Here is a 17,823-nt window from a genome sequence, read left to right as displayed (position 1 = left end):
GAGCAGTCGCATGAGCGACATACGCGCGGTCAGCGGCGCCATGAGCGCGGCCCACATGTTCATCTACTTCGTCCCCGAAGCCGCGGAGGAGGCCGCCAAGCTCGGCGTGACCGAGCGCGGACCGGCGTACTTCGCCTTCCGGTCGGCCGCGATGGGGGCGGTCCCGTGGCAGGTCGCGCTCGCGACCTTCTACAACTTCAGCCCGCGGGCGGTGCGGTCCATGACGGGCGTGTGGGACGCCGCGTCGCCCGAGCAGTGGCAGGCCGCCCGCTTCGCCGGTGCCGACCGTGCGTTACAGCGCGTCGGCGTGAACCTCACGGCCGATCAGATCGCGGAGGCGCGGTCGCTGATCGACCCGGTCGTCGCCGGCGCCGATTACGCGGGCAAGACCCTGGCCGCCGCGAACGCGGCGGTCGCGCTCCCGTCCGATCCGCTCGTCGCGCTGTGGCAGCAGATCACGGTGGTGCGCGAGTGGCGCGGCGACGCGCATCTCGTCGTGCTCGCCGCCCACGGCCTCGGGGCGTGCGACTGCAACGTCCTGCAGGCCGCGACGGGCCGCGTCCCGGTGGGGCTCGCGCGTTCGACCCGTCAGTGGAGCGACGAGGAGTGGGCCGCGGCGACGGCGCGTCTCGCCGCGCGCGGCTGGCTCGACGCCGACGGCACCGTGACCGACGAGGGCACCGCGGCGCGCGAGCGGATCGAGGTCGAGACCGACGAGCTGTGCGCCCCGCTGTGGGCGCCGATCGGCGACGCGGGCGCCCGTCGCCTCGCCGAGCTCGTCACGCCGATCAACGACGCGTTCACCGCGGCCGGGACATACGACCAACTGCGCTGAGCCGCGACCATCGCCGACTCGTTCCCGACGGCTGGAGGTCTGGACAGGACTGAACAGGTACAGCTAGCTTCTGGACATGACTGAACAGGTCCTCAAGCATCAGCGCATCGCCGGTGTCCTGGCGCGTGAGATCCACAGCGGTGCCCTGGAGCCGGGTAGCAGGCTGCCCGGCGAGCACGCGCTGACCCGGCGATTCGCGGTGAGCCGGAACACCGTCCGGCAGGCCCTGGACGAGCTGAACAAACGAGGGCTGATCTCCACGCACGCCGGAGTCGGCTCGTTCGTCACCTTCGACGGCGGCCTGCTGGACAACCGGCTCGGCTGGACCAGGGCCCTGGCCGACCAGGGCGCCCGGATCACCACCGAGGTGCTGCGCCTGGAGGCGGTGCGCGACGCCTCGCTCGCCGGGGAGCTGGGCATCGAGGGCGCCGAGTTCCTGGCCCTGGACCGGCTGCGTATCCTGCCCGAGGGCACCCCCGTCTCGCTGGAGCGCAGCAGGGTCCCGCTGCTCCCGGCGCTCGCCCAGGTGCCGCTGCGCGGCCTGGTGGACGCCTCGCTGACCAAGACCCTCGCCGCGGCGGGGGTCCGCGCCACCCACGGCGACGAGTGGGCGTCCGTGGCCGGGCTCGACGCCGACGAGGCGGCCCTGCTGCGGCGCGCCGAGGGCGACCTGTTCCTGCGCACCCGCAGGGTCAGCCGCGGGGCCGACGGCCGCGTCGTCGAACACGTCACCAGCCTGCTGGACCCCGCCCGTTTCCAGCTGCACCTGGGCTTCGGCGAACCGCCCCACTGAACCGCCGCCCGCCCGCCACCCCCCTCACCCCCCTCACCCCGATCACCCCGACAGGAAGCCTTGATGAACCACCTGCACGACCGCGCACTCGGAGCCCTGTACGGCCTGGCGATGGGCGACGCCCTCGGCATGCCGACCCAGATCATGCCCCGGCGGTCGATCGTCGCCCGGTTCGGCACCGTGACCGGTTTCGAGCCGGGACCGGCGGAGAATCCGGTGAGCGCCGGCATGCCCGCCGGGGCGGTCACCGACGACACCGATCAGGCCGTGCTGGTGGGGCGACTGCTGGTGGAGGGCAACGGACACATCGACCCGCTGCGGCTCGCCCAGGAGCTGCTGGAGTGGGAGCGCGCCATGAAGGCCAAGGGCTCGTTCGACCTGCTCGGCCCCTCCACCAAGGCCGCCCTGGAGGCCGTCTCGCGCGGTGTGCCGCCGGAGGAGGCGGGCCGGTCGGGCTCCACCAACGGCGCCGCCATGCGGATCACCCCGGTCGGCGTCGCCTTCCCCGACAAGCCCCTCGAATCCTTCGTCGACCAGGTGGCGGCGGCCTGCCGGGTCACCCATGACACCACCCTCGGCATCGCCTCCGCCGCGGCGGTGGCCGCCGCGGTGAGCCGTGGCGTCGGCGGCGGCGGTCTGGAGGACGCCTTCGCCGCGGCGATCACGGCCGCGGCGGCCGGTGCCGAGCGCGGCCACTGGGTGTACGGCGCATCCATCGCGGCCCGTATCGAGTGGGCCGTGGAACTGGTCCGCGGCCTGCCCGAGGAGCGGGCCCTGGACCGCGTCAACGACCTCGTGGGCACCAGCGTCGCGAGCCAGGAGTCGGTGCCCGCGGCCTTCGCCGTCCTCGCCCTGGCCGACGGCGAACCGTGGCGCGCCTGCCTCCTGGCGGCGAACCTCGGCGGCGACTGCGACACCATCGGCGCCATCGCCGGTGCGATCGCCGGATCCATCAGCGGCGCCTCGGCCCTCCCCGCCGACGCGCTCACCACCCTCCGTTCCGTCAACGGCCTCGACCTGGAGCCGCTGGCCACCTCCCTCCTCGAGCTGCGGGCCGCCGCAGCCGGGTGACCACCTGCCGCCCGCGCCACACGCCCAGTCCCCGAAGGCGGCGCGGACGGCCCGCAGTCCCGCACAGAAAGACAGGTACGACCATGGCCGCATCGCAGGACGACCGCGTCGGCGCGGTGGAGACACGCGGCATCGAGCCGGTGCCCGACACCGAGCGCCACGGCCACCCCGGGCAGATGTTCTGGACGTGGTTCGCGGCGAACATCAGCATCCTGGGGCTGCCGCTCGGCGCCGCCCTCGTCAGCTTCCGCGGCCTGAACATCTGGCAGGCGGCCCTCGTGGCCATCATCGGCTCGTTCGGCTCGTTCGCCCTGGTGGGAGCGCTGAGCATCGCGGGCAAACGCGGTGGCGCGCCCGCCCTCACCCTCTCCCGCGCGGTCTTCGGAGTCCGCGGCAACGCGGGCCCCACCCTCATCACCTGGCTGAGCCGCCTGGGCTGGGAGACCATCAACACCACCACGGCCGCCTTCGCCCTGCTGGCCCTGCTCAACGTCGCGTTCGGCATCCACCAGAACGCCGTCCTCACCGTGGTCTGCCTGCTCGTCTTCATCGGCTGCACCCTGCTGATCAGCGGTCTCGGGCACGCCACCATCATGTGGATCAACAAGTGGGCCACCTACGCCTTCGGGGTGCTCAACCTCGTCGTCATCGCCTTCCTCGGCGCCACCGTGGCCTGGGACAAGGTCTTCCAGGCCCCCGCCGGGCCGGTGAGCGCGATGATCGTGGGCACCGGGATGGTCGCCGCCGGCACCGGTATCGGCTGGGCCAACGCGGGCGCCGACTACGCCCGCTACCTGCCCCGGCAGATCCCCGGCCGCAAGCTGGTGGCCGCCTCAGCGTTCGGCGCGGGCATCCCGCTGGTCGTGCTCATCTCGCTCGGCTCGCTGCTCGCGGCGGGGCAGCCGGACCTGGCCTCGGCCGCCGACCCGGTCTCGGCCATCAACGCGATGCTGCCCTCGTGGATGTCGATCCCGTATCTGATCGCGGCCTTCGGCGGACTGCTGCTCTCCAACCACCTGTCCGTGTACTCCGCCGGGCTCACCATGATCACCCTGGGGATACGGGTCCGGCGCACCGTGGCCGTCGGGCTGGACGTGGTCGTCACCTTCGCGGGCGGCATCTACTTCATCCTGATCGCCAAGGACTTCTACGGACCGTTCATCACCTTCCTCACCCTCCTGGCCGTGCCGATCACCGCCTGGGTGGGAGTCTTCGCGGTCGACCTGATGCTCCGGCGGTCCTACGACCGCGCGGCGCTGATGGACGTGGGTCCCACCAGCCGTTACTGGTTCCGGGGCGGCGTCCGCTGGGCCGCGCTGGGCGCGTGGCTGGTGGCCATCGTGGTGGGACTGCTCTTCACCGAGGCCGCCACCGGCCCGAAGGACGTCTGGTTCGCCGGACCGCTCTCCGGCACCTGGGTCGGCACCAACGGCCTGGGGTGGGTCGTGACCCTCGCCCTCGCCGCGGGCGTCTACGCGGTGCTGCGGTGGCTGGGCGGCGCCACGGCGCTGTCCGACGGTTCCGGCGAGGCCTTCGAGCCGCCCGCCCCCGCGCACACGCTGCCCGAGCCGACCGCACAGGAGCCCGCGTGAGCCGCATGCTGCTTCTCGGCAACGCCATCGTCGACCTGGTCATGAGGGTCCCCGCACTGCCCGAACGCGGTGGCGATGTCGTCTCCACGGACACCACCTTCGTCACCGGCGGCGGCTTCAACGTCCTCGCGGCCGCGCGCCGCCTCGGCCTGCCCGCCGTCTACGCCGGGTCCCATGGCTCGGGGCCGTTCGGGGACCGCGTCCGGGCGGACCTCGCGCGGGAAGGCATCGAGGTGCTGCTTGCCCCGCTGCCGGACACCGACACCGGTTTCTGCGTCGCCCTCGTCGACGACGATGGCGAGCGGACCTTCGCCACCAGCCTCGGAGCGGAGGCCCGGCTGACCGATGCCGACGCGGCGGCGGTGCTCGCCGCGCTGCGGCCCGGCGATCTGGTGCAGGTCTCCGGATACGCGCTCGCCCACCCGGCGGGCGGCCCGGTCCTGGCCCGGCTCATCGCGCGGCTGCCCCCGGACGCGCGGGTCTTCCTCGACCCGGGGCCGCTCGTCGCCGACATCCCCGAAGACGTGCTGCGCGTGGCCCTGGCCCGCTGCGACTGGATCAGCTGCAACCAGCGCGAGGGGCGGCTGCTGACCGGACTGGACGATGCCCGGCGCACCGCGGCCGCGCTCGCCGCCCGGCTGGGCCCGGACACCGGGGTGATCCTGCGGGCCGACGCGGCCGGGTGCTGGCTCGTACCGCCCGGCGGCGAGGCCGTGCACGTCCCCGGCCGTCAGGTGACCGCAGTCGACAGCAACGGCGCGGGCGACGCCCACGCCGGAGCCCTGCTGGCCCTCCTCGGCGGCGGCCTGGACCCGCTCGACGCGGTACGGGGCGCCAACGCGGCGGCCGCGTTCGCGGTCACCCGGCGCGGGCCCGCCACCGGGCCGACCCGCGACGAACTCCTGGGCTTCCTGGACGGCGACGGACCCGCCGCCTCGACGGTCCGATCAGCCCTCGGAGCCGGGCTCGGCGCGCTCGGCTGAGGCCGAGGGCAGGTGCGTGAGCAGCAGGACGATCCCGGAGAGCAGGAAGACGCGCGTGGCGGCGTCCAGCCCGTTCCACGACTTCGACTGCCACATGGAGAACCACTCGCCGCCGATGGCGATGAACCCGGCGCCGAACAGCAGCATCAGCATCAACAGCCCCACGGTGCCCGCCCGCCGGGCGCGGCGTATGCCGCCCCCGCCTCCGCCTCCGCGCAGGCTCACGCACCACATGGCCGTCGCGGCGAGGAGGACGAGGGCGGCGAGGGTTTCCCAGGCGATGATGGCGATGTAGGCGGCGTCCTGGAGCGCGGTCGAGGTGATCGCCCGCCACATCAGGTCGTCGTCCTTGAACGTCGTGTCCATCGCCAGGACGTGCCGCACGAACTGCTGATTGGTACCGAAATCGGTGATGTTGCCGAACGCGACGAGCGCGATGTACAGCGCCATCGTCCCGGTGAGCACCGCCGAGACGGCGGCGAGGGTGCGGGACGAACGCGTCCCGTCCGCTCGTTCCCTCACCGCACGTTCTCCCACCACGTTTTCTCTCGCCACGGCCGCTGGTCCTCCCCCTGGATCCCCCTGGATCCCGCTTGGTCCCGCTGATCGTGCTGGATCATCCACCATGCAGAGGAGAACAGTCCAGCGGCGGTACGTTTTCCGTCGCCGGCCCGTGGGCTGGCGACGGGTCAGCGCGTGACGTCGAAGGAGGCGCCGCGGGGCACGAACGCGGTGTCCCCGTCCTCGGCCGTCGCCAGCGCCGACACGTACCAGGTGCCCTCGGCCAGCTCGGCTGCCTCCTCCTCGGTGACCCGCAGCGTGTAGGTGCAGCGGGAGGTTTCGGCCGTGGTGCTCCGGCACGTGGCGCCCTCCGCGTGCCGAAGCTCCGCCGCGGTCGGGTCGAGCTTGGAACTCGCGGGCCAGGCGACAACCTTGAGGCCACGGATGCCGGAGTCGTCACTCACGTCCGCGGTGTACGTGAGGGCGCCCGGGGCGCCGTTCGACGGAGCGACGTAGCGGGCCGAGCCGTTCTCCACGGTCGGCTTCGACGCGGCGGACGCCGTGGCGAGGCCACCGGCGGCGACGCCGCCGAGGACGGTCACGCCGATGAGCGAGGACACGAGAACACGCTTGGACATGGGTATCTCCTGGATTCATCAGGGTGGTTTCACCGGGGCGTTCGGCCGCCCTCTCGATGTGATCGACTCTATGGACCCGGACCCGGCACGGTCTTCGCGCTGCGGGATGATTGCCGCCTTGAACCAGAGGTAGAGACGGAATCCGCCTCCAGCCGGAGAGGCGGCCCTCACCTGCGGACATAGCCTTGAACCGCTATGAACCGAAACGACGGCCGGCTGATCCCGGTCCTGCTGATCTGCGCCCAGGCCGTGGTGTGGCCCGGGGCGGGGCTGGTGCGCGGGGCCGTCCCGCCCGCGTCCGCCCTCCTGGTGGCGGCCCTGGGCGGGGGACTGGTGACGGCCGCCCTGGCCCTCCGCCGTACGCGCCCGGTGGCCGCGCTCGCCCTGACCGCCGCCGTCTGCGCCCTGGGTGCCGGGCCGCTGCCCACCGGCGCGGTGACGGTCCTCGGGACGGCGGGTGTGGCGCTGGCCCTGTTCACCGTGGCGACCGAACGCGACACCTTCACCACCGTGTTGTGCGTGGTGACGCTCGCCGCCTGGCAGCTGCTGCACGGCATCGGCCTGCACGGGCTCGGCGACCGGGACGGACTCGGCCTCGTGCTGACCGCGCTGCTGTACGCCGCCGCGTGCGGCACCGGCCTGCTGGTGCGGCGCACCCGCCGCGCGCGGCGCGCGGCCGAACACGTGCTGAGGCGGGCCGAGGCCGAGCGCCACCGGCTCCCGGCGGTCGAGCGGCGCCGCATGGAACGGGAGTTGCACGACGTCAGCGCCCACCATCTGACGGCCGTGGTGGTCTCGGCGGGGGCCGCGCTCGGACTGCGCGACCGTCGCCCCGAACTCACCGGCGAGGCACTGGAGTTCGCGGCCGAGACCGGCCGCGAGGTCACTCGGGCGCTCGGCGCGGTGCGGGCCCCGGCACCCTCGCGGGAGGACCTGCCGTCACCACAGGAACGGCTGCGCGATCTGATCGCGGGGTTCCGGCGGCTGGACCAGCCGGTGGACTGCGAGATCGACCCCCTGCCGGACGGCGCCGTCGCCGACGCGGCCTACGGCATCGTGCGCGAGGCGCTGACCAACGTGGCACGCCACGCCCCCGGCGCGCGGACGAACGTGCGGTGCCGGTACGGCGACACCCGCACGGAAGTCGTGGTCACCAGCGCCGCACCACCGGCCGGTTCGGCCGCGTACGGCGCGGGCCTCGGCGGCGGACGCGGCCAGGGCTTCCTGCGGGCCCGGGCCCGGGAGGCGGGCGGCACCCTGGCCAGTGGCCCCACGGCGGACGGCGGTTGGGAGGTGCGGGCCGTCCTGCCCGGCCGGACCGCCGCCCCCGCCGAGCGGTCCGTACCGCGCGGCTACCGCCTGGCGCAGCTGACGGCCGCCACCGGGCTGTGTCTGCAACCGCTGCTCCCGGCCCTGGTCATCCGGGCGGAGCACACACCGGGCGGGCCGCCGGTGTCCGCGGGAGTGCTCTTCGCGCTGCTGGCCGCCGCCCAGGCGGTCGCGCTGCTGTGGCTGCGCCGGGCGCCCCGCACCGCCCACGGAGTCCTGCTCGGGCTGGTCCCGCTCTGGCCGGTGGCGATGGCCATGGGCGCGTACACCGGCCCGGCCCTGCTGCCGCCCGCCTTGAGCATCCTCGCCACCTGCGCGGCACTCGGCGCGGACGCGGCCCGGGAGGCCCGTACGGCGGCCCGTCTCCTGGCCCCGGTCGCGGCCGTGGCCGTGCACGCGGCGGCCGCCACCGCCGCCGTACTGGACCGGGGCACGACGGTCCCCGGCTGGGCGGTCGCCGCGGCGGCCACGGCCGGGGCCTCGCTGGCGGTCGGCGGGGCCCGGTGGGCCGGAGCCGTACGCGGGCGGCGCGCCCGGGCCGCCCGGGGCACCCACGAGGAACGCCTCGCCGCCTGGACCGAGGAGGCCGTCCGGGACGCGTGGACCGAGCGTCGCCGGATCGCCGCCGGGCTGGAGACCACCGTACTGACGCACACCGCCGGCATGGTCGCCGAGGCGGAGGCGGGCCGGCTCGACGCGGCCGCCGAACGCGCCCGCGAGGCCCTGGCCACGATGCGCGCCCTCCTCGACACGGTCCGGGAGGGCGAGACCGCGCCCGAACTGCGGCCCCGGCCCACCCTCCAGGCCCTCGACCTGCTCGTCCACCAGTGCCGGGCCACCGGCCGCGACGTCGGGATACGGCTGACCGACCGCGTGCCGGAGCGGCTGCCCACCGCGGTGGACCTGGCCGCCTACCATGCCGCCGAGACGGTCCTGTCGGTCGTCGGCGAGGAGCCCGCGCTGCTCGAACTCGACGTGGAAGACGACACGTTGACACTCCACGCCACCGGGGTACCCCGCGTCGAACGCCCCGCCGTGCGCGAGCGGCTGGCCGCGCGGATGGCGGCGCTCGGCGGCACCCTGACCACCGGCCCGCCGGGCACGCTCCGCCTGCGGATGCCACTCGATCCGGCCGCCGCCGCGCCGCGGAACCACGAAGACGAGGAGAGGGAGCGATGAGCCTCAAGGTGCTGGTCGTCGACGACCAGGGCGTCGTACGGGCGGGGTTCGCCGCCGTGATCGACGCCGAGGAGGACATGACGGTCGTCGGCGAGGCCGGTGACGGCGCCGCCGCCGTACGCCTCGCCGACGAGCTGGCGCCCGACGTGGTCCTCATGGACGTCCGGATGCCCGAACTGGACGGCATCGCCGCCACCCGGATCATCACCGGCCGCGAGAACGCCCCCCGGGTCCTGGTGCTGACCACCTTCGACCTCGACGCCTACGTCTTCGACGCGTTGCGCGCCGGTGCCTCCGGCTTTCTGCTCAAGGACGTGCACGCCGCCGAACTCCTCCACGGCATCCGGGTGGTGGCGGCGGGCGAGAGCGTGCTCGCCCCGACCGCGACCCGCCGGCTCATCGGCCACTACGCCTCCGGAAGGGTCCCCGGGACCGGGAACGGCAGCGGCCCCCGCGAGCTGGACGGCCTGACCGGCCGCGAACGGGACGTCCTCACTCTGGTCGCCTCCGGCCTCAACAACGCGGAGATCGCCGACGACCTCGGCATCACCGTCGGCACCGTGAAATCCCATGTGAACGCGCTGCTGCGCAAGCTCGGGCTGCGCGACCGGGTACAGGCGACGATCCTCGCGTACGACCTCGGCCTCGCCCGCCCGAACCTGCCCGGCAGCCCCATATGACCCCCACCTGACCCCCACCCGAACCAGCACGTGAGACGAGGAGCCCCCCACCATGACCGATCCCGGCCGCCCCTTCCCCCGCCACCTGCGCCAGGCCCTCCGCACCATCGCCGCCCGCGTCTACCTCGCGGTGTGCGCCGCTCTGCTCGTCTGGGCGCTCGTGGTGACCACCACCGACAGCTCGGACGACTCCATGGCGGGCGTCATCCCGCTCCTCGCCACCGCCCCGGTCAGCCTCGTACTGCTCGTACTGCCGGACCACGCGGCGGCACTCGTCGTCGCCGTCGTCCTCGGGGCGCTGGTCAACGCGGCCGTCATCGGCTGGTGCGCCCGCGCGCTGCGCCGTTGAGCCCCACGCGTCCCGCTGCCACACCACGGGAACCCGCTCGAAGCCTCCCGTGAACAGCCCCGCGCCGCACCAGCTCGGCCAAACGCACGGCCATATCGAGCCCGGGCAGCCGCTCCAGCTGGATCTCCAGGGCAACCCACAGTTCGGTGCGGGCCAGCGCCTGGCCGACGCACGCGTGGAACCGGCGACGAAGGAGATGCGCCGGTTGAGAGGGACGGCTCAGGTCCATCGCGTCCGGGTCGGGGACCATCAGCTACGTGCGATCCGGGCCAGAACCGCCTCGGGCAGGGGGCGGCCGGCGGTGTCGGTGATCTCGATGACCTGGCTGATCAGGCTGCCACCCGGCGGCCACTGCTTCCCGGCCACGTGGTCGCCGAGATACGCCAGCAGCTCTTCGCACGCGCGCGGAGCTCCCGCTCGTCGTAGCGGCCCGAGCAGACTAGGGTGCCCGACCAGTACGAGAAGCGATGCCAGTTCCGCTCCGGTCGTACGCCCAGCAGGGCGCCGATGACCCGCACCGGCAGTGGATCCGCGAAACCCGCCAGGAGATTGGCGGGCTCGGCCTTGCCTCCATTGTGTCCACCAGGCCATGCCCGATGGCCGCGATCCGCGGCCGCAGCGCAGCGGCCTGCTCTTGGCTCACGCCGGGACCGGTGATCTGGAGGTGCACGCTTCCCGCGGCCGGGGCCGCGGGAACTCCCGAATAGTGGGGCAAGGTCAGATGCGGACCACGATCTTCCCTCGCGTGTGTCCGCGTTCGGCGTATGCGTGCGCTTCCGCGATCCGTTCGAGTGGGTAGGTCCGCTCGATGCGCGGTGTGTAGTGGCCCTGCCGGCCGAGTTCGCCTGCTTCGGCGAGGAGTGTGGAGTCGTTCTCCGCGTTGGCCACATGTACGCCCAGGCGATGCGCGTTGGTGTAGTCGGCGATCGTCGACACGTGAACAGGGTCGCCCACGATCGCAATGAGATCGGCCAGTGACCCGGAGGCAGCGGTGTCGAGCGCGATGTCGACACCGTTCGGAGCCAGGGTGGCGAGGCGTTCAGCGAGGCCGGTGCCGTAGGTGGTGGGAACGGCTCCGAGAGAGGCGAGGAACTCGTGGTTGCGCTCGCTGGCCGTCCCGATCACGGTGGCACCTTGAGCCACCGCGATCTCGACCGCAGCACTGCCCACGCCTCCGGCGGCCCCCTCGACGAGAAGGGTGCGCCCCCGCAAGGGACCGAGCGCCTTCAGCCCGCCCATTGCGGTCACAGATGCCAGACCGGCGCCGGCGGCCTCCTCGTCGGTCCACGTGGCAGGCGCATGGGCCCAGGCCGAGAGCACGGCCAGCTCCGCTGTCGCGCCGGTGACGCCGCCCAGCCCGAAGACACGGTCACCGATGCTCATCTCCTGCACGCCTTCACCGATCTCATCGACCACGCCGACGGCATCACGCCCAGGAATCGCAGGCAGATCCACGGGGAGTACTTCGTGCACCGCACCGGAACGCACCTTCCAGTCGACGGGGTTGACGCCGGCCGCCGCGACGCGGACGCGGATCTCACCGGGTCCGGGATGCGGGTCCGGCACCTGCTCGACCACAAGGGTCTCCACACCGCCGTACTCGTGATAACGGACTGCGCGCATGTCGTTCTGCCTCTCCACGCGGCCTGAACCGGCCGTTCGTGAGATCAACGGGGTGAATGTTCGGCGAGCGCCGACGCCCACAACGCTAGAACCTCACGTTGGCGTCAGGTGCAAGTCGGGCGGGCCTCCCGAACAGAGTGGTCCGCCAGGTGCTGCCGTGCGTGGACTCAGGTGAAGCCCCCCCCGGCACTCCTGGACCAGCTGACGTCCGAGCGTTTCCGCATCGACCAGCGGATCACCGACCTGCTCGCTGTGCGCGACCGGCTCGACCATCGCGCGGGACCTGATTCCGACTGCTCTCACGTGCAGTGAAGACTACTGCCGCAATGACTTCAGACGTCGCCAGCAGATGAGTGCGCATCCGAGGGTGAGGAAGGCTTCGTGGATGTCGTCGCGTATCTCCCAGCGGATCCGCAGGCGGCGGAACCAGTGCACGTGGGCGAAGGCACGTTCGACGACCCAGCGTTGGGTGCCGAGGCCGGAGCCGTGCTCGGTGCCGCGGCGGGCGATCAGTGGTTTCACGCCGAGATCCCGGACCAGGCGGCGGTACTGGTCGTGGTCGTAGCCGCGGTCGCCCAGCACCACGTCCGGGCGGCGCCGAGGTCGGCCGCGCTTGCCCCGCACCGGCGGCACGGCCTGCAGCAGCGGGATGAGCTGGGTGACATCGTTGCGGTTGCCACCGGTCAGCGTGGCGGCGAGCGGGATGCCGGTGGCGTCGGTGATCAGGTGGTGCTTGCTGCCCGTCCTGCCCCGGCCGTCGGGGCTTCGTCCGGTCTTGGGGCCCCCTTTAGCGCCCGGATGTGGGAACCGTCGACCGCCGCCCGGGAGAAGTCCAGGGCGTTCGCGCCGCGCAGTTCGGCCAGGAGGGCCTCGTGCAGCCGGCGTCACACCCCGGCCTCGGTCCATTCGGCCAGACGGCGCCAGCAGGTCATGCCCGAACCGAAGCCAAGCTCCTGCGGCAGGTGTTCCCAGGCGATTCCGGTGTGCAGGACGAACAGGATGCCCTGGAACACCAGACGGTCCGGATGCCGCTTGCGCCCGGGGTGGCGAGCCCGGCGTTCGACTTTGGGCAGCAACGGCTCGATCACCGCCCACAGCTCGTCGTCGGCTTCCCACGGCTTCGGCCGTGCCACTCCACACCTCCGAATCACCGGTCCTGGAGTGATCCAACCACCTCGAAGATCATTTCGTTAGGAGTTCTAAGGGAGGGCGCGCTTCCGCCACTTCTGCTTCGTCCACGGACCCCCTCCAGAGGTGCAGATGCGGCGAGTTACTCACCACGCATGGATCAAGTGAAAGCGGCTTCGCGATACGACCGGTGCCCAGTAGCTGGTGCTGCCGGGCTCCGGCCGACCGTTACGGTTGCGGGGATCAAGATGGTTCGGACACCGGGGCTTGACCCATCTGCTCTACTGCCTCTGCACGTGCCGAGGCCGCCGATTCGGGCGCGAGAAGGCTCAGGACGGTCTCCAGAAGATCCATCGCCCGCGTCCTTGTGCTCGGGCCGTGAAAGGCACGGAGCAGTTCCAGGCGTGCGACGTGGGCTGCCCCCTCGACGCGGTGCCGTTCGGCGGCCTCGCTCCGGCGGCCGACAGCCAGCAGTGTGTCCTCCCTGACGATCACCGTGGCCCGGCCATGAGGATGGGGTAGGTGCGCAGGGCTTCCGCGGCATGGTCTGTCAGCAGTGACCGTGCCACGGCGTCGCCGTGCAGGACCGGAGCCCGTTGCGATGCCTCCGATGTCCAGTCGTAGGCGAAACGCACGTCGAAATAGAGACCGTGGTCCGCGCTGGGCAGCTGGGCGGTGAAGGTCTTTCCGAAGGGCCGGGTCCTCCTGCCTCGCGGAACCGGCGTCACCCCGGCGGAAGAGACGCGGCCTCATACGGCGCTGTGGGTGCTGGCCGCCGCCCCGCGTGCCGCCATCTCCCTGACAACCTCGAAGAGGCGCGTACGCAGCTGGGTGCGGAACGGCGCCGTGCCGGCGATGAGCCTGTCGAGTTCGCCGCCCATTACATCCACCTGGGCCGAGAAGATGACGGCGACGACATCCTCCACGGCATCTCCGGGCAGCTCACCGGCTTCAGCCGCGTCGCACCACTGACCGAGCACCTCCGCCGCGCGCTCGCGTTGTTCAGGACGGCGCCATGTGGCCTGCCAGCCTTCGCGGAGCAACTCGCGGACGGCCTCGCCGTGCTCTGCTTCCGCGTTGAGGAGGAGGGGGACCGGCGACGCGGAGGATTCGGTGTCGTCCAGAGCGAACACGTCGAGGAAGGCAGTGTGGCTGGACCCTCCCTTCTCCGAAGTGTTCCTCTCCGGCGCGGTCCAGTCGACGAGCGTCTTCAGCACCCGCGCCGAAAGATCGGCGTCGCCCAGCAGGGACTTCAGCGTGGTCAGCGCTGCCGCCCGTACCTCCTCGTGCTCAGACGTTCGCAGGAGGTACTTCAGCCTGGTCAGCGCGACGCTGGTGTATTCACGGGCCAGATTCCTCCCGCACACCTGCGCGACGGCCACCTGGCGTTGGGGCAAGGTGACGCCGTGAGCCCATTGAGCGAGGACTTTGCGGACTTCCGGGCCCAGAACGGGGTTGACCGCGCCGCGCCCGCGCGCCGGGCACCTGGAGTGCGCGATCGGCGCGATCGGCGCGGCGGCCGGGCCGGTGCGGCGGCCGGGCCGGTGCGGCTGGAGCAGTCCGCCCCGCTTCCGGCGATCTTCGTTGTACCCGAGCGCGGCCGGGAGGATGGAACCGGCGTAGCCGCCCAGGTGGACCATGGGTTACAGGATCATCAACGAGTCGTCACACGCGCCGACTTATTGTCGTATGTTGGGTCAATGAGCCCACATGATCCCGACCCCCGATCTCCGTTCACGTCCGTCGGCAAGGTGGACAGAGTGCTGGCGATATTGATCATCATCGGTATCGCCTTCGGCGTGTTCTGGCTGGTCTCGAGCCTCGCCTCGTCCTACATAGGGTTCTTCACCTGACGCGGGCACCGCCGCCCGGGGCGTGGCCGGCGCTGCCGACGGGTCAGTGGCCCGGCGAGACGAAGCCGGACTCGTACGCGGCGATGACCGCCTGGGTGCGGTCCCGCGCACCGAGCTTCGCCAGGACGGAACTCATATGCGACTTGACGGTCTCGGTGCCCACCACCAGGCGCGCCGCGACCTCCGCGTTCGACAGCCCGCGGGCCACCAGCCGCAGCACCTCACCCTCCCGCTCGGTCAGCGCGGCGCGCTCCAGGGCCGCCCGGCCCTCGGCGCTGCCGTGGGTCTCACCGTACGAGGCGGCCAACTGGCGCACCGCCGCCGGGAACAGCAGCGAGTCGCCCTCCGCCACCAGCCGCACGGCGTGCACGATCTCCGCCGGTCGCGCCCGCTTCAGCAGGAACCCGTCGGCGCCCGCGCGCAGCGCCCCGTACACGTACTCGTCGTTCTCGAAGGTCGTCACCACGATGATCTTCGGCGGGTCCGGCACCGTGCGCAGGACGGCCCGGGTGGCCTCGATGCCGTCCATCAGCGGCATCCGCACGTCCATGGCGACGACGTCCGGCCGCAGCCGACGCACCAGGGGGATCACGGCGGCGCCGTCGGCCGCCTCGCCCACCACCTCGATGTCCGGCTGCGCCTCCAGTACGGCGCGCAGGCCCGCCCTCACCAGAGGCTCGTCGTCGACCAGGAGAACGGTGAGCATCCGCCCAGCCTAGATCACCCCAGCGGCAGGTCGACATGGACCAGCCACTGGCCGCCGTCCCGCTCCGTCCGGGCCTCGCCGCCGAGCAGCGCGGCGCGCTCCCGGATCCCGCGCAGCCCGCTGCCGCCGCCCGTGACGGCCACCGCCGCCGGCGCGGACAGGGGGTTGCGCACCTCCAGCCTCAGCCGTGCCTCGTCCACGGCGATGCGGACGCGGACGGGGACGGGGCCCGCGTGCCGCAGCACATTGGTCAGGGCCTCCTGGAGGATCCGGTAGCCCTCGCGCGACACCGGGCCCGGCACCCGCTCCAGCGGACCGGTCACCTCGGCGTCGATCCGCGCCCCCGAGGACCGGGCGGACTCCAGCAGCCGGTCCGCGTCGCCCAGGGCCGGGCGAGCCCCGGCCGGCGGCGCCGTCTCGCGCAGCACCATCAGGACCCGTTCCAGGTCCTCCAGCGCGGCCCGCCCCGACTCCTCGATGGTCTCCAGCGCCCGGTCGGTGAAGTCCGGGTCGCCCGCCGCCCGCGCGGCACCCGCCTGCACCACGGCCAGGGTGAGGGCGTGGCCGAGGGAGTCGTGCAACTCCCGGGCGATGCGGTTGCGTTCCAGCAGCCGCTCGGTACGTTCCTCCAACTCGGCCAGCCGCTCCCTGGCCGACGGGCCGAGCAGTCGACGGGCGGCCTCCGCCATGAGGGCGCCCGCCCCGGCGGCCAGGGCGGCCAGCACCAGCAGGGGCACCGGGACCAGCAGGGCATACCCCCAGCCCCCGCCGGACACCCGCAACGGCGCGTCGCCCACGCCGGGTTGCCCGGCGGCCGCCCCGGCGAGCGACAGGCACAGCGCCATCAACTGTCCCGTCACCAGCGCGACGGCGAGCCCCACCTCCAGGCGCAGCACCAGCCAGGCACCGGTCCTGGCCCGGTCGCTCCACGAGGCGGACGGCGCGGCCGAGACCCCCGGGTCCTCCTCACCGCGCACGCGCGCGTGCGGCCCCGGGAACAGCATCAGCCGCGCCTGCAGCCCCTCCGCCCGGCGCACCTCGGGCACCACGGCCGCCGCCAGGACCAGGGGAACCGGCAGCGCCGCGATCAGCAGCCAGTCGGTCGGGGCGGGACGGGTCAGCCCCGGATAGATGGCGCCGCAGACGAACGGCACGATCGCCCCCACCAGCACATGAAGCCAGCGGGTGTAGGTGACCGCACGGGTCAGCGGCAGCAGAGGGCCTGGCATGCCGTCATCGTGGCAGAGCGGGCGGGGCGGTGGTTCCCCCTCACGGGGGAGACGGTCTCCTCCGGCGGGGGAGGCCCGCCACCTTTCCGTACGGCCAGGCTGAAGCCATGACCAGCATCGACGTACACGACCTGACGAAGGAGTACGGCAGCACCCGCGCCGTCGACCGGCTCACCCTGAGCGTCGAACCGGGCCGGGTCACCGGTTTCCTCGGCCCCAACGGCGCGGGCAAGTCCAGCACCATGCGCCTCATCCTCGGCCTCGACCACCCCACCGCCGGCACCGCCACGGTGGCGGGTCGCCCGTACGCGACCCTGCGCGAACCCCTGCGCACGGTCGGCGCCCTGCTCGACGCGCAGGCGGCCCACGGTTCCCGGACCGCCCGTGACCATCTGCGCTGCCTCGCGGTCAGCAACCGCCTTCCGGGCCGCCGTGTGGACGAGGTCCTCGAGGAGACCGGTCTCGCCACCGTGGCGGGCCGCCGCGTCAAGACCTTCTCGCTGGGCATGCGCCAGCGCCTCGGCATCGCCACCGCGCTCCTCGGGGATCCGCCCGTGCTCCTGCTGGACGAGCCCGCCAACGGCCTCGATCCGGAAGGGATCATCTGGATCCGCGCGTTGCTGCGCCGACTCGCCGGGGAGGGCCGCACGATCCTGGTCTCCAGCCACTTGATGAACGAGACCGCGACCTACGCCGACCACCTCGTCGTCCTCGCCCGGGGCCGCCTCCTCGCCGACGTCTCCATGCCCGACTTCATCGAGCGGCACAGCCGGGCCCGCGTACGGGTACGCACCACCGACCCCGCCCGGCTGAGGGCCACGCTGCTGACCGGCGGATTCACGGTCCTGGAAGGCGAGGACGGCGGATGGGTGGTGGAAGGCGCCAAGGCCGAGCAGATCGGGGCCGTGGCCGCCCGCGAGGGCATCCCCGTGTCCGAACTCGCCGACGAACGCGCCTCGCTGGAGCAGGCCTACCTCGCGCTCACGGCGGACGAGGCGGAGTTCACCGCCGCCACCAGCTGAGAAGCGGCCCCACCACCCGAGAAGCCGCCCCCACCACCCGAGAAGAGGAGACCCGACCATGCCCGTCACTGCGGTGCTGCACTCCGAGTGGCTGAAGATCAGATCCATCCGGGCGAGCTTCGGCTCCCTCGTCGCGGTCTTCGCCGCCACGCTGGCCATCACCGTGCTGGTCTTCGCCACCGTCGGCCGGGCGGAGGCCGACGGTGGCGAAGACCCCGTCTTCGGCGCCTTCTACGCCATCAACTTCGCGCAGATCGCCGCCATCGCCTTCGGGGCCACCGCCGTCTCCTCCGAGTACGCGGGCGGCGCCCT

16 protein-coding genes and 2 pseudogenes are annotated in these 17,823 nt (G+C 72.8%); 11 read left to right on the top strand and 7 right to left on the bottom strand.

Going from position 1 to position 17,823, the window contains the following annotated elements:
* Window positions 1-10: 10 nt before the first annotated feature.
* The 5 genes from ACFZCY_RS17050 to ACFZCY_RS17030 all read left to right on the top strand — a co-directional run bounded on the left by ACFZCY_RS17050 (window position 11) and on the right by ACFZCY_RS17030 (window position 5,274).
* Entirely contained in the window at window positions 11-835 is an 825-nt protein-coding gene (locus ACFZCY_RS17050; protein ID WP_391173756.1) for a hypothetical protein, read from the top strand.
* A 76-nt stretch (window positions 836-911) separates the two neighbouring features.
* Window positions 912-1,628 (top strand): GntR family transcriptional regulator, encoded by a 717-nt coding sequence (locus tag ACFZCY_RS17045; RefSeq protein ID WP_391173753.1) that lies wholly within the window; start codon window positions 912-914, stop codon window positions 1,626-1,628.
* Between the two features lie 63 nt (window positions 1,629-1,691).
* The gene (locus ACFZCY_RS17040; protein WP_391173751.1) at window positions 1,692-2,699 is read left to right on the top strand and encodes an ADP-ribosylglycohydrolase family protein; all 1,008 of its coding nucleotides are present in this window, start codon (window positions 1,692-1,694) and stop codon (window positions 2,697-2,699) included.
* A gap of 83 nt (window positions 2,700-2,782) precedes the next feature.
* Entirely contained in the window at window positions 2,783-4,291 is a 1,509-nt protein-coding gene (locus tag ACFZCY_RS17035; protein ID WP_391173748.1) for a cytosine permease, read from the top strand.
* A 5-nt stretch (window positions 4,292-4,296) separates the two neighbouring features.
* Window positions 4,297-5,274 carry a PfkB family carbohydrate kinase gene (locus tag ACFZCY_RS17030; RefSeq protein WP_391174388.1) on the top strand — a complete coding sequence of 326 codons (978 nt, stop codon included), beginning with the start codon at window positions 4,297-4,299 and terminating at the stop codon, window positions 5,272-5,274.
* On the opposite strand, the gene ACFZCY_RS17025 is transcribed toward ACFZCY_RS17030, so the two are convergent.
* Window positions 5,239-5,796, bottom strand: a complete 558-nt coding sequence (locus tag ACFZCY_RS17025; RefSeq protein WP_391173746.1) for a DUF2165 family protein — start codon at window positions 5,794-5,796, stop codon at window positions 5,239-5,241. The two genes, ACFZCY_RS17030 and ACFZCY_RS17025, sit on opposite strands and share 36 nt — an antisense overlap.
* Window positions 5,797-5,963: 167 nt before the next feature.
* Window positions 5,964-6,413 carry a DUF5707 domain-containing protein gene (locus ACFZCY_RS17020; RefSeq protein ID WP_391173744.1) on the bottom strand — a complete coding sequence of 150 codons (450 nt, stop codon included), beginning with the start codon at window positions 6,411-6,413 and terminating at the stop codon, window positions 5,964-5,966.
* 195 nt (window positions 6,414-6,608) lie between these two features.
* Here ACFZCY_RS17020 and ACFZCY_RS17015 point away from each other — a divergent pair, with 195 nt between their 5' ends.
* The 3 genes from ACFZCY_RS17015 to ACFZCY_RS17005 are packed head-to-tail and all read left to right on the top strand — an operon-like array spanning window position 6,609 to window position 9,950.
* Window positions 6,609-8,921, top strand: a complete 2,313-nt coding sequence (locus ACFZCY_RS17015; protein WP_391173741.1) for a histidine kinase — start codon at window positions 6,609-6,611, stop codon at window positions 8,919-8,921.
* The gene (locus ACFZCY_RS17010) at window positions 8,918-9,601 is read left to right on the top strand and encodes a response regulator (protein WP_391173739.1); all 684 of its coding nucleotides are present in this window, start codon (window positions 8,918-8,920) and stop codon (window positions 9,599-9,601) included. Before ACFZCY_RS17015 ends, ACFZCY_RS17010 begins: the two co-directional genes overlap by 4 nt.
* Window positions 9,602-9,653: 52 nt before the next feature.
* Window positions 9,654-9,950, top strand: coding sequence for an SCO4225 family membrane protein (locus ACFZCY_RS17005; protein ID WP_391173736.1), 297 nt, complete (start codon window positions 9,654-9,656; stop codon window positions 9,948-9,950).
* Window positions 9,951-10,667: 717 nt separating this feature from the next.
* Here the strand turns inward: ACFZCY_RS17005 and ACFZCY_RS17000 are convergent.
* The 3 genes and pseudogenes from ACFZCY_RS17000 to ACFZCY_RS16990 form a co-directional block, all read right to left on the bottom strand.
* The gene (locus ACFZCY_RS17000; protein WP_391173733.1) at window positions 10,668-11,573 is read right to left on the bottom strand and encodes an alcohol dehydrogenase catalytic domain-containing protein; all 906 of its coding nucleotides are present in this window, start codon (window positions 11,571-11,573) and stop codon (window positions 10,668-10,670) included.
* Between the two features lie 315 nt (window positions 11,574-11,888).
* Window positions 11,889-12,706 (bottom strand): annotated as a pseudogene (locus ACFZCY_RS16995) (IS5 family transposase).
* A 744-nt stretch (window positions 12,707-13,450) separates the two neighbouring features.
* The gene (locus tag ACFZCY_RS16990; RefSeq protein WP_391173730.1) at window positions 13,451-14,083 is read right to left on the bottom strand and encodes a hypothetical protein; all 633 of its coding nucleotides are present in this window, start codon (window positions 14,081-14,083) and stop codon (window positions 13,451-13,453) included.
* Between the two features lie 24 nt (window positions 14,084-14,107).
* On the opposite strand from ACFZCY_RS16990, the gene ACFZCY_RS16985 reads away from it, so the two are divergent.
* Window positions 14,108-14,554, top strand: a complete 447-nt coding sequence (locus ACFZCY_RS16985) for a hypothetical protein (RefSeq protein WP_391173727.1) — start codon at window positions 14,108-14,110, stop codon at window positions 14,552-14,554.
* Between the two features lie 43 nt (window positions 14,555-14,597).
* Here ACFZCY_RS16985 and ACFZCY_RS16980 read toward each other — a convergent pair whose 3' ends face one another.
* Together ACFZCY_RS16980 and ACFZCY_RS16975 are read right to left on the bottom strand one after the other, a co-directional pair.
* Entirely contained in the window at window positions 14,598-15,260 is a 663-nt protein-coding gene (locus ACFZCY_RS16980; RefSeq protein ID WP_391173725.1) for a response regulator, read from the bottom strand.
* Between the two features lie 14 nt (window positions 15,261-15,274).
* A complete protein-coding gene (locus ACFZCY_RS16975; protein ID WP_391173723.1) occupies window positions 15,275-16,489 on the bottom strand; it encodes a histidine kinase in 1,215 nt (404 codons plus the stop codon).
* Window positions 16,490-16,596: 107 nt separating this feature from the next.
* Between ACFZCY_RS16975 and ACFZCY_RS16970 the strand changes: the two genes are divergently transcribed.
* Window positions 16,597-17,511 (top strand): ATP-binding cassette domain-containing protein, encoded by a 915-nt coding sequence (locus tag ACFZCY_RS16970; protein ID WP_391173719.1) that lies wholly within the window; start codon window positions 16,597-16,599, stop codon window positions 17,509-17,511.
* Between the two features lie 58 nt (window positions 17,512-17,569).
* Window positions 17,570-17,823: pseudogene (locus ACFZCY_RS16965) on the top strand (ABC transporter permease); the annotation flags it as partial.

The sequence above is a fragment of the Streptomyces sp. NPDC007983 genome, assembly GCF_042958345.1.
Taxonomy (GTDB): Bacteria; Actinomycetota; Actinomycetes; order Streptomycetales; family Streptomycetaceae; genus Streptomyces.
Note: the sequence above shows the minus strand (reverse complement) of the source record. Positions and strands in the feature narration are given on the sequence as shown.

Excerpts from the sequence above, each read along its gene's own strand:
- ACFZCY_RS17050 (WP_391173756.1), top strand. The coding sequence starts at position 11 with ATGAGCGACATACGCGCGGTCAGCGGCGCCATGAGCGCGGCCCACATG.
- ACFZCY_RS17045 (WP_391173753.1), top strand. The coding sequence starts at position 912 with ATGACTGAACAGGTCCTCAAGCATCAGCGCATCGCCGGTGTCCTGGCG.
- ACFZCY_RS17040 (WP_391173751.1), top strand. The coding sequence starts at position 1,692 with ATGAACCACCTGCACGACCGCGCACTCGGAGCCCTGTACGGCCTGGCG.
- ACFZCY_RS17035 (WP_391173748.1), top strand. The coding sequence starts at position 2,783 with ATGGCCGCATCGCAGGACGACCGCGTCGGCGCGGTGGAGACACGCGGC.
- ACFZCY_RS17030 (WP_391174388.1), top strand. The coding sequence starts at position 4,297 with ATGCTGCTTCTCGGCAACGCCATCGTCGACCTGGTCATGAGGGTCCCC.
- ACFZCY_RS17020 (WP_391173744.1), bottom strand. The coding sequence starts at position 6,413 with ATGTCCAAGCGTGTTCTCGTGTCCTCGCTCATCGGCGTGACCGTCCTC.
- ACFZCY_RS17015 (WP_391173741.1), top strand. The coding sequence starts at position 6,609 with ATGAACCGAAACGACGGCCGGCTGATCCCGGTCCTGCTGATCTGCGCC.
- ACFZCY_RS17010 (WP_391173739.1), top strand. The coding sequence starts at position 8,918 with ATGAGCCTCAAGGTGCTGGTCGTCGACGACCAGGGCGTCGTACGGGCG.
- ACFZCY_RS17005 (WP_391173736.1), top strand. The coding sequence starts at position 9,654 with ATGACCGATCCCGGCCGCCCCTTCCCCCGCCACCTGCGCCAGGCCCTC.
- ACFZCY_RS17000 (WP_391173733.1), bottom strand. The coding sequence starts at position 11,573 with ATGCGCGCAGTCCGTTATCACGAGTACGGCGGTGTGGAGACCCTTGTG.
- ACFZCY_RS16980 (WP_391173725.1), bottom strand. The coding sequence starts at position 15,260 with ATGCTCACCGTTCTCCTGGTCGACGACGAGCCTCTGGTGAGGGCGGGC.
- ACFZCY_RS16975 (WP_391173723.1), bottom strand. The coding sequence starts at position 16,489 with ATGCCAGGCCCTCTGCTGCCGCTGACCCGTGCGGTCACCTACACCCGC.
- ACFZCY_RS16970 (WP_391173719.1), top strand. The coding sequence starts at position 16,597 with ATGACCAGCATCGACGTACACGACCTGACGAAGGAGTACGGCAGCACC.